This window comes from Klebsiella africana (assembly GCF_020526085.1).
Lineage (GTDB): Bacteria > Pseudomonadota > Gammaproteobacteria > Enterobacterales > Enterobacteriaceae > Klebsiella > Klebsiella africana.
In genome coordinates this window covers 1,402,645-1,416,113 of the sequence record NZ_CP084874.1, presented here as the reverse complement: position 1 = coordinate 1,416,113, position 13,469 = coordinate 1,402,645, and the positions used below count along the sequence as shown (strand labels likewise).

Sequence of the window (13,469 nt, the reverse complement as noted above, 5' to 3'; positions counted from 1 at the left end):
TTTGCTGTTTTTTCGAACATTTCCTAACTGGTTATTGTCTGACGACCCGATAAAATAAGCGAGCATTCACTCTGGATGTTAAAAAAGGAGCATTGCCTGGCTATGGTTTCATCATCCGCACCAACCCCGCGTAGCGGCGTTTATTATTTTTCGCAGGGCTGGAAACTCATCGGGTTGCCGGGCATACGGCGTTATGTCTTCCTGCCTTTGCTGGTTAACGTGCTGCTGATGGGCGCAGCCTTCTGGTGGCTGTTTACCCGTCTCGGCAGCTGGATCCCCTCGCTGATGAGCCATGTGCCGGACTGGCTGCAGTGGCTGAACTACCTGCTGTGGCCGGTGGTAGTGCTCTCAATCCTGCTGGTGTTTGGCTACTTCTTTTCAACGATTGCTAACTGGATAGCCGCCCCGTTCAGTGGTCTGCTGGCAGAACAGCTTGAAGCCCGTCTGACCGGCGCTATCCCGCCGGATGTCGGCGTCTTTGGCATCATGAAGGATATTCCACGGATCATGAAGCGAGAATGGCAGAAGCTGGCCTGGTACCTGCCGCGCGCCATCATACTGTTGCTGCTCTACTTTATTCCCGGCGTTGGCCAGACGGTGGCGCCAGTACTCTGGTTCCTGTTCAGCGCATGGATGCTGGCGATTCAATACTGCGATTATCCCTTCGATAATCACAAGGTCCCCTTCAAGACCATGCGCGAAGCGCTGCGCAGCCGCAAGATGATGAATATGCAGTTTGGCGCGCTCACCAGCCTGTTCACGATGATGCCGGTGTTAAACCTCGTGATCCTGCCCGTGGCCATCTGCGGTGCCACCGCCATGTGGGTTGATTGCTATCGCGATAAACACGCTATCTGGAAGTAGCCACCAGACGTCCATCCAGGAGCGGCGAATGCCGCTCCTTATATCTCGCTTATTCCTTCTTGCTCATCATTATTTCCCTTCCGCATATAGATATGCTAAATCCTTACTTCCGCATATTCTTTAAGCGGGTATGCTGATGCCGTACCCCCAAATTTCATACAGTTAAGGACGGGCCATGAGTAAGATTTTTGAAGACAACTCCCTGACTATCGGTCATACGCCGCTGGTACGACTGAACCGCATTGGCAACGGTCGCATCCTGGCAAAGGTAGAATCTCGTAACCCGAGCTTTAGCGTAAAATGCCGTATTGGCGCCAATATGATCTGGGATGCTGAAAAGCGCGGCGTTCTGAAACCTGGCGTGGAACTGGTTGAACCGACCAGCGGCAACACCGGTATCGCCCTCGCCTACGTGGCAGCGGCCCGCGGCTACAAACTGACGCTAACCATGCCGGAAACCATGAGTATTGAGCGTCGTAAGCTGCTCAAAGCGCTGGGCGCGAACCTGGTGCTGACCGAAGGCGCCAAAGGCATGAAAGGTGCCATCCAGAAAGCGGAAGAGATTGTCGCCAGCAACCCGGAAAAATTCCTGCTGCTGCAGCAGTTCAGCAACCCGGCTAACCCGGAAATTCATGAGAAGACCACCGGCCCTGAAATCTGGGAAGATACCGATGGCCAGGTGGACGTGTTTATCTCTGGCGTAGGTACTGGCGGAACGCTGACCGGTGTCAGCCGCTACATTAAAAACACCAAAGGCAAAAAAGATCTGATCACCGTCGCCGTTGAACCGACCGATTCGCCGGTCATCTCTCAGGCGCTGGCAGGCGAAGAGCTCAAGCCGGGTCCGCACAAAATTCAGGGCATCGGTGCCGGTTTTATCCCGGGCAACCTGGATCTGAAGCTGGTGGATAAAGTCATCGGTATCACCAATGATGAAGCCATCTCCACGGCACGCCGTCTGATGGAAGAAGAAGGCATCCTGGCAGGTATCTCTTCCGGGGCCGCCGTTGCCGCCGCGCTGAAGCTGCAGGAAGATGAGTCCTTTACCAATAAGAATATTGTGGTTATCCTACCTTCCTCAGGTGAGCGTTATTTAAGCACCGCGTTGTTTGCCGATCTCTTCACAGAGAAAGAACTGCAACAGTAGTGCCAGCTTGTAAATAATGTGTAAAAAAGCACCTTTTCAGGTGCTTTTTTGTGGCATACGTCAAAGTTTTACCCCTCCTGGCATTGATTCACCTCGTAGGGTCTGGTATTTAACCAGCACATTTATTTTGATGCGCGAAATTATTCAGAAGAGGATTTCCGCCAGCTGAATCGATTTTATGATTTGGTTCAAGTCTTCCTTTCGCGGCATAATGTTTAATGACGTGCTAGACGTCAATGGCCCTCAGGTCTTCGCAGCGCCAGGCGCTGCCGACGCCAAGGCCGGAAACGTAACGCCGGCGCTAACAATACAGGCTAAAGTCGAGTCGTTAGACTAGACTTTAGGTCCACAACACTAAACCTATAAGTTGGGGAAATATAATGTTCCAGCAAGAAGTTACCATTACCGCTCCGAACGGTCTGCACACCCGCCCTGCTGCTCAGTTTGTTAAAGAAGCTAAAGGCTTCTCTTCTGAGATCACTGTAACCTCCAACGGCAAAAGCGCCAGCGCCAAAAGCCTGTTCAAACTGCAGACTCTGGGCCTGACCCAGGGTACCGTAGTGACCCTCTCCGCTGAAGGCGAAGATGAGCAGAAAGCTGTTGAGCATCTGGTTAAACTGATGGCTGAACTCGAGTAAGTTCACGGGTTCTTTTTCATATCAGTCACAAGTAAGGTAGGGTTATGATTTCAGGCATTTTAGCATCCCCGGGTATCGCCTTTGGCAAAGCATTGCTGCTGAAGGAAGATGAAATTGTCATCGACCGGAAGAAAATTTCTGCCGATAAGGTTGATCAGGAAGTCGAACGTTTCCTGAGCGGCCGCGCCAAGGCCTCCGCCCAGCTGGAGGTCATCAAAACCAAAGCTGGTGAAACTTTCGGTGAAGAAAAAGAAGCCATCTTCGAAGGGCATATTATGCTGCTGGAAGATGAGGAGCTTGAGCAGGAAATCATAGCCCTGATTAAAGATAAGCACATGACTGCCGACGCGGCAGCCAATGAAGTTATCGACGGTCAGGCCACTGCCCTGGAAGAGCTGGACGATGAATACCTGAAAGAACGTGCGGCTGACGTACGTGATATCGGTAAGCGCCTGCTGCGCAACATCCTTGGTCTGGCGATCATCGATCTGAGCGCGATTCAGGATGAAGTTATCCTCGTCGCTGCCGATCTGACCCCGTCTGAAACCGCACAGCTGAACCTGAAAAAAGTGCTGGGTTTCATCACCGACGCGGGCGGCCGTACTTCTCACACCTCCATCATGGCGCGTTCCCTGGAACTGCCGGCCATTGTGGGCACCGGCAGCATTACGGCGCAGGTGAAAAACGGCGACTATCTGATTCTTGACGCGGTGAACAATCAGGTTCTGATCAACCCGTCTAACGAGCAAATTGAAGCGCTGCGTAATCTGCAGGCTCAGGTTGCGGAAGAAAAAGCCGAACTGGCGAAACTGAAAGATCTACCGGCGATTACCCTCGACGGCCACCAGGTTGAAGTCTGCGCCAACATTGGTACCGTTCGCGATGTCGAAGGTGCTGAGCGCAACGGCGCCGAAGGCGTAGGCCTGTATCGTACCGAATTCCTGTTCATGGATCGCGACGCGCTGCCGACAGAAGAAGAGCAGTTTGCAGCTTATAAAGCGGTGGCTGAAGCTTGTGGCTCTCAGGCCGTTATCGTCCGTACCATGGACATCGGTGGCGACAAAGAGCTGCCGTACATGAATTTCCCGAAAGAAGAGAACCCGTTCCTTGGCTGGCGTGCCGTACGTATCGCGATGGATCGTAAAGAGATCCTGCGCGATCAGGTTCGTGCCATCCTGCGTGCTTCCGCTTTCGGTAAACTGCGCATTATGTTCCCGATGATCATCTCTGTTGAAGAAGTGCGTGCGCTGAAAAAAGAGATCGAAATCTACAAACAGGAACTGCGTGACGAAGGTAAAGCATTTGACGAATCCATTGAGATCGGCGTGATGGTGGAAACACCGGCTGCGGCGACCATTGCTCGTCATCTGGCCAAAGAAGTTGATTTCTTTAGTATCGGCACCAATGATTTAACGCAATATACTCTGGCAGTTGACCGTGGTAATGATATGATTTCACATCTTTACCAGCCGATGTCACCGTCTGTACTGAATCTGATTAAGCAAGTTATTGATGCTTCTCACGCTGAAGGTAAATGGACTGGCATGTGCGGTGAGCTTGCGGGCGATGAACGTGCTACACTTCTGTTGCTGGGTATGGGGCTGGACGAATTCTCTATGAGCGCCATTTCCATCCCGCGCATCAAGAAGATTATTCGTAACACGAACTTCGAAGATGCAAAAGTATTAGCAGAGCAGGCTCTTGCTCAACCGACAACGGACGAGTTAATGACGCTGGTTAACAAGTTCATTGAAGAAAAAACAATCTGCTAATCCACGAGATGCGCGGCCCAAATTACTGCTTAGGAGAAGATCATGGGTTTGTTTGATAAATTGAAATCTCTGGTTTCTGATGACAAGAAAGACACCGGAACTATTGAGATTATTGCTCCCCTTTCCGGTGAAATCGTCAACATCGAAGACGTGCCGGATGTGGTTTTTGCGGAAAAAATCGTGGGCGATGGGATTGCCATCAAACCGACCGGCAACAAAATGGTCGCGCCGGTAGACGGTACCATTGGTAAAATTTTCGAAACCAACCATGCGTTCTCTATTGAATCTGATAGCGGCATCGAGCTGTTCGTTCACTTCGGTATTGATACCGTTGAACTGAAAGGCGAAGGCTTCAAGCGTATTGCTGAAGAAGGCCAGCGCGTGAAAGTCGGCGATCCGGTAATCGAATTCGATCTGCCGCTGCTGGAAGAGAAAGCCAAGTCTACCCTGACGCCGGTGGTTATCTCCAACATGGACGAGATCAAAGAGCTGATCAAACTGTCCGGTAGCGTGACTGTGGGCGAAACCCCGGTTATCCGCATCAAGAAGTAATGCTTGCTGCATAAAAATGGCGCCGAAAGGCGCCATTTTTTTATATTGCTCGGGTCACAGCTCGGTAACATTTCTCCCTGGACAGAACGCGCATGCCTCCCGGCGTACTTTCCAGAATGCGTCTTTCACTTTCAGAAACCAGCAGTTCGCACTGATACCCTCCGGCCAGGCCGAACAGCGACCGCGCCACGCAGGCGTCTTCCAGCGCCGCCTCCCCCGTCGTATCAAAATGACCGACAATACGTCCCTGCTGACGGACCACTAACCGATAGCTTTTCATTTATGTTTCTCCAGCGGCGGCAGGATTAATTCGTCACACCGCTGCGCGGCAGTCCAGTTCATCACCTCCAGCACGCGCTGGGCGGCAGCCTCAGTCGCTGTCCCCAACGCCAGGCCGGAAAGCAACCCGCTCACCAGTTCCGCGCAGAACAGATCGCCGGTTCCTTTTAAGTCTGTCTCCACCCGCGGATGGACCACCATCTCCACCGCATCGGCGGTCACCACCAGCACATTGATCGTCGAACTTACCTCCCCCGGTGCACTGGTAATCACCACCCACTGAAGGGTATCTGACAGCAGGCTCCGCGCCGCGGCAACCGCCTCCTGCTGATTGCGGCAGCGCCTGCCACTCAGTGTCTCCAGCTCAAACAGATTCGGGGTGATCCCCTGCGCCAGCGGCAGCAGGTGCTGACGATAGGCATCAGGGATCTCGGCCTTGACGTAGATGCCGCTATCAACATCGCCAATCACCGGATCCACCAGAATACAGAGCTCGGGATGGCGAACGCGGACCCGCGTCAGCCACTGCGCCAGACGTTCAATTTGCACGGCGTTGCCCATATAACCGGTGGTCACTGCACGCAGTTCGCGCAATGCGTCGCGCTCCTCCAGCGCCTGCAGATATCCGACAAACCACTCCTCTGGAATAATGCCGCCATAGAACGTCTCATAATGGGGCGTATTGCTGAACAGCACCGTCGGCACTGCCAGCACGCGCAGACCGTGCTGTTTAATCGCCGGAACCGCGATGCTGTTGCCGACGCTGCCGTAGACTACCTGCGACTGCACGGCGACGATATCAACCTCTGACGCCCGGCTTTTGTCGTGAAAGAGCACTGATTGTATGTCATCTTGCTGGCCCATCTTTTCTCCCCCCGCTGGACAGCGGGTCACGCTCTGATTATGATTCGTCCTATGCTAAATTTCATTTTGTCATAGGTCAATAATGTTTACCGGAAAAACCGCCAGCGATATCTTCGATCATATCCGCCATCTGGTACAGAGCGGTGGGTTGCAACCCGGAGAAGTTCTGCCGCCGGTACGCGAGCTCGCCAGCCAGCTTGCGGTGAATCGCAATACCGTCGCTGCCGCCTATAAACGTCTGGTGACCTCTGGCCTGGCCGTCAGTCAGGGACGCAACGGCACAGCCATTAAAGCACGGGATCCGCTGCCAGCGCTGGAGGGGGGAGACCCAACAACACCGCTGAACGATATCTCCAGCGGTAATCCTGATCCGGCCAGGCTGCCTGATTTATCCCGCTATCTGAGCCAAATTGCTCGTACGCCACGCCTGTATGGGGATGCTGCTATCGAACCCCGTCTCGGGGAGTGGGCCGCAATGTGGTTTGCCCGGGAAGTGTCGGCCTCGTTTGAAGTCAACCTGGCCAGCGGGGCGATAGACGCCCTGGAACGCCTGCTGTGCGCCCTGCTACTCCCCGGCGACGGCGTGGTGGTCGAAGATCCCTGTTTTCTCAGCAGCATCAATATGGTGCGTTACGCCGGCTTTAGCCCCTGCCCGGTGGCGGTGGATGCCGAAGGGATGGATCCTGACGGCCTGGAGGAGGCGTTACGCAACGGTGCGCGGGCGGTGATCTTAACCCCGCGGGCACATAATCCTACCGGCTGTAGCCTGACGGAAACTCGGGCGCATGCCCTGCGGGAGGTGCTAGCCCGCTACCCGCAGGTATTGGCGATCGTTGATGACCACTTTGCCCTGCTGTCGGCTACACCATGGTACTCCCCTCTGCCCGCGAGCACGCAACGCTGGGCACTGGTCCGCTCAATGTCGAAGACCCTTGGACCGGACCTGCGGCTGGCCTTTATCGCCAGCGATGCCGATACTTCAGCGGCGCTACGTCTGCGGCTTAACGCCGGCAGCCAGTGGGTCAGCCATCTGCTGCAGGACCTAACGCTGGCCTGCCTGACCGATGACACCTTTATTGCCTCGATGGCAGAGGCTCGCCGGCACTATCGCCAACAAAATGAGAACCTGGCGGCGGCGCTGGCCCGCCACGGACACAGCCATGTAACGCCAGGCGATGGTCTCAATTTCTGGCTGCCGCTGGCGACGGCCAGCCAGCCCTACGCCTTACGCCTGGCCCGCGCCGGCTGGCTGGTCCGCGAAGGGGAAGTATTTGGCGTGCGCGCGCCTGCGCACGGACTACGCCTGTCGCTGGGTCGCCTGAATGACGCTGAGATTAACCGCCTGGCAGCCGATATCGCGCAGGCCGTAGACGCCCCCTGACGCAGGCAGTCCACCGAACGTATCGGGGAGTGATGGCAGTTGCCGACAAATTAATGAAAAAATAAACGAAAACAGGCTAGTCTTACCTGCATGCTCTGATCGCCGAGACGAACAAATAGCCCACAATAAGGAGCACCAGAGATGCATCACACTGACCTGGCACTGAAAGCAGTCATTGAAGCCTGCGACCGCGCTATCTCGCAGGAAGATTACGATACCCTGATGAGTTATTACGCAGAAGACGCCGCGCTGGTCGTCAAACCGGGCATGGTGGTCAGAGGGAAAGAGAATATTCGCAAAGCCTTTATCGCCATTGCCGACTATTTCCAGCACCGGCTGGTGGTGACTCAGGGGAAAATGGAGGTTATCGAAGGCGGCGGCAATGCGCTGGTGATTATGGAGACCCGGCTGGATATCCCGACGGCGGACGGGATATCCCAGGTTACGCGGCGCGCCACCTATGTCTTTCTGAAGCAGGGCGAACGCTGGCTGTGCACCGTCGATAACTCCTACGGTACCGACCTGCTTGATGATTAAATGCCCGCCCCCTGGCTAAAATGTTCTTCACCGAACACGCCGGTGGAGAGGTAGCGATCGCCGCGATCGCAGACGATCGCTACCACCACCGCGCCGGGATTTTCGCGAGCAATGCGTAACGCGCCCGCTACCGCGCCGCCCGAACTGACGCCGCAGAAAATGCCTTCCCGGACCGCCAGCTGACGCATGGTGTTCTCGGCATCCTGCTGATGAATATCCAGCACCGCATCCACCAGCGAAGCGTTAAAGATCCCCGGCATATACTCCGCCGGCCAGCGACGGATCCCTGGAATACTGCTGCCCTCTTCCGGCTGCAGACCGACAATGGCCACCGGCTTACTCTGTTCACGCAGGAAACGTGACACACCGGTAATGGTGCCGGTGGTCCCCATGCTGGAGACAAAGTGGGTAATACGCCCCGCGGTCTGCTGCCAGATTTCCGGCCCGGTAGTGGTGTAGTGGGCGTAGGGATTGTCCGGGTTGTTAAACTGATCGAGCAATTTGCCTTCTCCGCGCTGGGCCATCTCCAGCGCCAGGTCGCGGGCCCCCTCCATCCCTTGCTCTTTGCTGACCAGGATAAGCTCGGCGCCGTAAGCGCGCATCGCGGCCCGACGCTCCTGGCTCATGTTGTCGGGCATCAGCAGCTTCATGCGATAGCCTTTCAACGCAGCGATCATGGCCAGAGCAATGCCGGTGTTGCCGCTGGTCGCTTCGATCAGTACGTCGCCGGGCTGAATTTCGCCGCGCTTTTCCGCTTCGACGATCATCGACAGCGCAGCGCGATCTTTCACCGAGCCGGCCGGATTATTGCCTTCGAGTTTGACCCAGACTTCGCTGCCGTTGTCCGGGCCCAGACGCTGAAGTTTGACCAGAGGGGTATTGCCGATGGTTTGTTCAAGTGTATTCACGATTTTTACTCAATAAAAAAGCCGGGTGGCGCTTCGCTTACCCGGCCTGGCAGACGCGTGATAATTACAGGCCGGGTAAGCAGAGCCTCACCCGGCAAAGCACATGGATTTAAGCTATCAGGCTGACTCCGCCAGAGCAAGCTCGCCGCGCGGCTCGATACGCTCGGTACCGTTATACAAACGCGCGTTTTGCAGCCCGACGAACAGCCGTTCGCCGCGGGACGGGGCATCATCGCCCGCCAGCACCACGCTCAGCGGTTCGTCATACCATCCCAGAGGCTGGACGACTAATTGGGTGTAGTGGCCTTTCGGACTGGCTTCCAGTACCTGCACCGGCAGCGGCGAATCCAGGCTGGTCCGCCGGCTGATATCCACTTCCCACGGACGCAGGAACAGATCCACCGGTCCCTGGTATGTTGGGGTATAACCTAACGGCCAGCGGTGCGCGCCGACGTGGAACTGTCCACCGCGGATGACGCCCTGCAGGCGGTTAACTTCTCCCATAAACTCCAGTACGAAACGGGTCGACGGCTCACGCCACACGCGCTCCGGCGCATCGGCCTGTTCGATGTTGCCCTGGCTCATCACCACCACCCGATCGGCAACTTCCATCGCCTCTTCCTGGTCGTGGGTGACGAACACGCTGGTAAATTTCAGTTCTTCATGCAGCTGACGCAGCCAACGGCGCAGCTCTTTACGCACCTGGGCGTCCAGCGCGCCGAAGGGTTCATCCAGCAGCAGAATTTGCGGCTCCACCGCCAGGGCGCGGGCCAGCGCCACACGCTGCTTTTGGCCACCGGACAGCTGCGCCGGATAGCGATCCGCCAGATGGGCCAACTGCACCATCTCCAGCAGTTTAGTCACCCTGGCTTTAATCGCCGCCGCATTGGGGCGTTCGCGGCGCGGCAGCACGGTCAGGCCAAAAGCGATGTTATCGAACACCGTCATATGGCGGAACAACGCATAGTGCTGGAAAACGAAGCCCACTTTACGGTCGCGAGCATGCATTCGGCTGACGTCAGTACCGTGGAAGCGGATATGACCGCTGGTCTGATGCTCCAGACCGGCGATGATTCGCAGCAAGGTGGTTTTTCCGGAACCCGAAGGTCCCAGCAGCGCAACCATTTGTCCGGAAGGGATATCCAGCGAGATATCATTCAGCACCTGGGTGCGACCAAACGATTTCTTAATATTGGCAATCTCAATGCTCATGATTTCCCTCCTGTTGCGCGCGTTTTTCCTGATTGGCCAGACGCCATTGCAACATACTCTTTAAAAACAGGGTCAGAATAGCCATTAACGTCAGCAGGGCGGCGGCGGTAAACGAGCCGACGGTGTTGTAATCCTGCTCCAGTAGTTCAATTTGCAGCGGCAGCGATAGCGTTTCGCCGCGGATCGAGCCGGAAACCACCGACACCGCGCCAAATTCGCCGATGGCGCGGGCGTTGGTCAGCACCACGCCGTACAACAGCGCCCAGCGAATATTGGGCAATGTCACCCGGCGGAACATCTGCCAGCCGGACGCGCCCAGCAGCACCGCGGCCTCATCTTCATGACTGCCCTGACTCATCATCACCGGCACCAGCTCACGCACCACAAACGGACAGGTAACAAAGATGGTCGCCAGCACCATGCCCGGCCAGGCGAACATGATTTGCAGATTATGCGCGTCAAGCCAGCCGCCCAGCGGGCCGTTAGAGCCGTAGAACAGCAGATAAACCAGGCCCGCAACCACCGGCGAGACGGCGAACGGGATATCCAGTAACGTCAGCAGAAGCTGGCGCCCCGGAAAGGTAAAACGTGTCACCAGCCAGGCCAGCAATGTACCGAACACCAGGTTCACCGGTACGGTAATCAACGCAATCATCACCGTCAGCCAGATGGCATGCAGCATGTCGGGGTTCGCCAGGTTTTCCAACACCGGCATCAATCCTTTGCTGAAGGCCTGGACAAAGATATAGAGCATCGGCACCACAAGGATGAAGGCGGAGACCAGCATCCCGACGCCAATCAGAAACCATTTCCCCCAGTTGATACGGGGCGCGTCGTAGCGTTTCAATTGAGTAACTTCCGCCATTAGTGACCTACCACGCGTCGACCAAAGCGACTCTGCAGGGTATTGATGGAAAACAGCAGCAGCAGTGAAGCAGCAAGGATCACCGAGGCGATCGCGCTCGCCGCCGGATAGTCAAACTCCTGCAAACGAATAAAGATCATCAGCGAGGTCACCTCGGTCTTCCACGCGATATTGCCGGCGATAAAAATCACCGCGCCAAACTCGCCGAGGCTGCGGGTAAACGACAGGGCAATACCCGCCAGCAGCGCCGGTGACAGCTCCGGCAGTACGACCTTGCGGAAACTCTGCCAGCGCGTTGCGCCCAGCGTTTCCGCCGCTTCCTCATACTCGGGCCCCAACTCCTCCAGCACCGGCTGCACGGTACGTACCACAAACGGGATGCTGGTGAAGGCCATCGCTACGGCGATGCCGAGCCAGGTATAGGTCACTTTAATATCGAATTTCGCCAGCCATTCCCCGTAAATACCGTTAACGGAAAACAGCGAAGCCAGCGTCAGGCCGGCCACCGCCGTCGGCAGCGCGAACGGCAGATCCATTAAGGCATCCAGCAGCGTGCGGCCTGGAAAACGATAGCGGGTCAGGATCCAGGCCATCAGCAGACCGAATACGCCGTTAAATATCGAGGCCACGAATGCCGAGAGCAGCGTCACCTTATAGGCCGCCACCACCTGCGGGTTGCTGATCACATCCCAGTACTGCGCCCAGCTCATCTGCGCCAGCTGCATCACCAGCGCGCTGAGGGGTAATAACAAAATCAGACAGACAAACAGCAGGCTGGTGCCAAGGCTCAGGGTAAAGCCCGGCAGCACGCGCTTGGACGACACAGCAAACATTACTTACGCCCCGCCGCCAACAGTTTGTCCAGTTCACCGCCGCTGGCGAAGTGGGTTTTCATCACCTCAGGCCAGGAGCCAAACTTATCTTCCACGCGGAACAGTTCAGTCTGCGGGAACTTATCCTTCAGGCCGTCCATCACTTTCGGGTTGTTTACCCGATAGTAGTAGTCGGTAATGATGGTCTGCGCCTGCGGGGTATAGAGCCAGTTCAGGTAGGCTTTCGCCGCCTTTTCGGTGCCATTGGCTTTGACGTTTTTATCGACCCATGCCACCGGGAACTCCGCCAGAATGTTGGTTTTCGGGATCACCACTTCAAATCCCTGCGCCTCATACTGCTTGCGAATATTGTTTACTTCCGATTCGAAGCTAATCAGCACATCGCCCAGGCCGCGCTCGGCAAAGGTGGTGGTCGCCCCGCGTCCGCCGGTGTCAAAGACTTCGACGTTCTTGAGAAACTGGGTCATAAACTGTTCGGTTTTGGCTTTATCGCCACCGTCGGCTTTATCCGCCGTGCCCCATGCCGCCAGGTAGGTGTACCGCGCGTTGCCCGAGGTTTTCGGGTTCGGGAAGATCAGCTTGACGTCAGAGCGGACCAGGTCGTTCCAGTCATGAATATTTTTTGGGTTGCCTTTGCGCACCAGGAAGCCCATCGTCGAATAGAACGGTGAGCTGTTGTTCGGCAGGCGGCTTTGCCAGTCGGCCGGGATCAGGTTGCCTTTGTCATGCAGGATCTGCACGTCCGTCACCTGGTTATAGGTGACCACGTCCGCCTTCAGGCCTTGCAAAATAGCCAGCGCCTGTTTGGATGAACCGGCATGGGACTGCTTGATGGTCAGCTTATCGCCGCCGTTTTCTTTCGCCCACTGCTGCTCAAAAGGCGGGTTAAGGGCGGCAAACAGCTCGCGGGAGACATCATAGGAGCTGTTCAGCAGCTCCGTCGCCTGCGCCTGCGCCACCAGCAGCATGGAAGCCGCCAGCGCCAGATATCCTTTTTTCAGTGATTTAACGGCCATTGCGCACCCTTATCAACGTTGAACATTTTCTGATGATCATCATATTTATAACGGGTACGAAAGGAGTAACGGTTTTATATACCGTTTGGCGATTTAGAAGTCGAAAAGAGAATAAGCAACTGGCAAAGCTTAGCTGAAAGCTGCTCGCAGATTAGACGTGTCATTGTGACAAACGGCAGCCAGGCGCGCACTGTGTTTATATGAAAAACACACAGATATTTGCTCGTCGGCTCAGACGTAGCTTAACGCCAACAGAACGTCGACTATGGTACTTACTGCGCAACCGCCGTTTTGCTAGCTACAAGTTTCGCCGCCAGCATCCCGTTGGCCCCTATATTCTCGATTTCGCCTGCTGCGCAATACGGCTGGCGATTGAACTGGACGGCGGCCAACACGATGAGAGGCGTGCCTACGATGTTCGCCGCACCCGCTGGCTACAGAGCCAGGGATGGCGGGTTTTACGCGTTTGGAATAATGAGTTTGAAGAGTATGAGGATGCGGTGATGGAGAGGATACTTGAAGTGCTTGAGTCGCCGATGCCCTCACCCCGCCCCTCTCCCTCAGGGAGAGGGTGAAAGGCGGTCCGTACTGGGGCTTGCTA

The 13,469-nt window shown here is 55.9% G+C and carries 15 protein-coding genes; 8 read left to right on the top strand and 7 right to left on the bottom strand.

The window, feature by feature from the left end:
- Window positions 1–102 precede the first annotated feature (102 nt).
- The 5 genes from cysZ to crr all read left to right on the top strand — a co-directional run bounded on the left by cysZ (window position 103) and on the right by crr (window position 4,973).
- Window positions 103–864, top strand: coding sequence for a sulfate transporter CysZ (cysZ, locus tag LGL98_RS06880; RefSeq protein WP_136029920.1), 762 nt, complete (start codon window positions 103–105; stop codon window positions 862–864).
- Between the two features lie 175 nt (window positions 865–1,039).
- Window positions 1,040–2,011 (top strand): cysteine synthase A, encoded by a 972-nt coding sequence (cysK, locus tag LGL98_RS06875; protein WP_114692751.1) that lies wholly within the window; start codon window positions 1,040–1,042, stop codon window positions 2,009–2,011.
- 380 nt (window positions 2,012–2,391) lie between these two features.
- Window positions 2,392–2,649 (top strand): phosphocarrier protein Hpr, encoded by a 258-nt coding sequence (gene ptsH / locus LGL98_RS06870; RefSeq protein ID WP_043017126.1) that lies wholly within the window; start codon window positions 2,392–2,394, stop codon window positions 2,647–2,649.
- A gap of 44 nt (window positions 2,650–2,693) precedes the next feature.
- Window positions 2,694–4,421 carry a phosphoenolpyruvate-protein phosphotransferase PtsI gene (ptsI, locus tag LGL98_RS06865; RefSeq protein WP_004201998.1) on the top strand — a complete coding sequence of 576 codons (1,728 nt, stop codon included), beginning with the start codon at window positions 2,694–2,696 and terminating at the stop codon, window positions 4,419–4,421.
- Between the two features lie 42 nt (window positions 4,422–4,463).
- Window positions 4,464–4,973, top strand: a complete 510-nt coding sequence (gene crr, locus LGL98_RS06860; RefSeq protein WP_008803873.1) for a PTS glucose transporter subunit IIA — start codon at window positions 4,464–4,466, stop codon at window positions 4,971–4,973.
- A gap of 40 nt (window positions 4,974–5,013) precedes the next feature.
- Here the strand turns inward: crr and LGL98_RS06855 are convergent, their stop codons facing one another.
- Window positions 5,014–5,253, bottom strand: a complete 240-nt coding sequence (locus tag LGL98_RS06855) for a cytoplasmic protein (protein WP_114692750.1) — start codon at window positions 5,251–5,253, stop codon at window positions 5,014–5,016.
- On the bottom strand, window positions 5,250–6,116 hold the full coding sequence (gene pdxK, locus LGL98_RS06850) for a pyridoxine/pyridoxal/pyridoxamine kinase (RefSeq protein ID WP_136029922.1): 867 nt from the start codon (window positions 6,114–6,116) through the stop codon (window positions 5,250–5,252). The genes LGL98_RS06855 and pdxK overlap by 4 nt, the downstream gene beginning before the upstream one ends.
- An 82-nt stretch (window positions 6,117–6,198) precedes the next feature.
- Between pdxK and ptsJ the strand changes: the two genes are divergently transcribed.
- Together ptsJ and LGL98_RS06840 are read left to right on the top strand one after the other, a co-directional pair.
- Window positions 6,199–7,497 carry a MocR-like B6 salvage transcription factor PtsJ gene (ptsJ, locus tag LGL98_RS06845; RefSeq protein WP_136029924.1) on the top strand — a complete coding sequence of 433 codons (1,299 nt, stop codon included), beginning with the start codon at window positions 6,199–6,201 and terminating at the stop codon, window positions 7,495–7,497.
- 141 nt (window positions 7,498–7,638) lie between these two features.
- The gene (locus LGL98_RS06840; protein WP_114692747.1) at window positions 7,639–8,034 is read left to right on the top strand and encodes a YybH family protein; all 396 of its coding nucleotides are present in this window, start codon (window positions 7,639–7,641) and stop codon (window positions 8,032–8,034) included.
- On the opposite strand, the gene cysM is transcribed toward LGL98_RS06840, so the two are convergent.
- From cysM to cysP, 5 genes are all read right to left on the bottom strand, one after another.
- Window positions 8,031–8,942, bottom strand: a complete 912-nt coding sequence (gene cysM, locus LGL98_RS06835) for a cysteine synthase CysM (RefSeq protein WP_136029926.1) — start codon at window positions 8,940–8,942, stop codon at window positions 8,031–8,033. The genes LGL98_RS06840 and cysM overlap by 4 nt on opposite strands.
- Window positions 8,943–9,059: 117 nt before the next feature.
- Window positions 9,060–10,154, bottom strand: a complete 1,095-nt coding sequence (gene cysA, locus LGL98_RS06830) for a sulfate/thiosulfate ABC transporter ATP-binding protein CysA (protein ID WP_114692746.1) — start codon at window positions 10,152–10,154, stop codon at window positions 9,060–9,062.
- Window positions 10,144–11,019, bottom strand: a complete 876-nt coding sequence (gene cysW, locus LGL98_RS06825; protein WP_114692745.1) for a sulfate/thiosulfate ABC transporter permease CysW — start codon at window positions 11,017–11,019, stop codon at window positions 10,144–10,146. Before cysW ends, cysA begins: the two co-directional genes overlap by 11 nt.
- Entirely contained in the window at window positions 11,019–11,852 is an 834-nt protein-coding gene (gene cysT / locus LGL98_RS06820) for a sulfate/thiosulfate ABC transporter permease CysT (RefSeq protein WP_025711446.1), read from the bottom strand. The genes cysW and cysT overlap by 1 nt, the downstream gene beginning before the upstream one ends.
- Complete coding sequence (cysP, locus tag LGL98_RS06815; protein ID WP_136029928.1) at window positions 11,852–12,868, bottom strand: thiosulfate/sulfate ABC transporter substrate-binding protein CysP; 1,017 nt, start codon at window positions 12,866–12,868, stop codon at window positions 11,852–11,854. Before cysP ends, cysT begins: the two co-directional genes overlap by 1 nt.
- A gap of 200 nt (window positions 12,869–13,068) precedes the next feature.
- On the opposite strand from cysP, the gene LGL98_RS06810 reads away from it, so the two are divergent.
- Window positions 13,069–13,443 carry an endonuclease domain-containing protein gene (locus tag LGL98_RS06810; RefSeq protein ID WP_136029930.1) on the top strand — a complete coding sequence of 125 codons (375 nt, stop codon included), beginning with the start codon at window positions 13,069–13,071 and terminating at the stop codon, window positions 13,441–13,443.
- The last annotated feature ends 26 nt before the right edge of the window (window positions 13,444–13,469 follow it).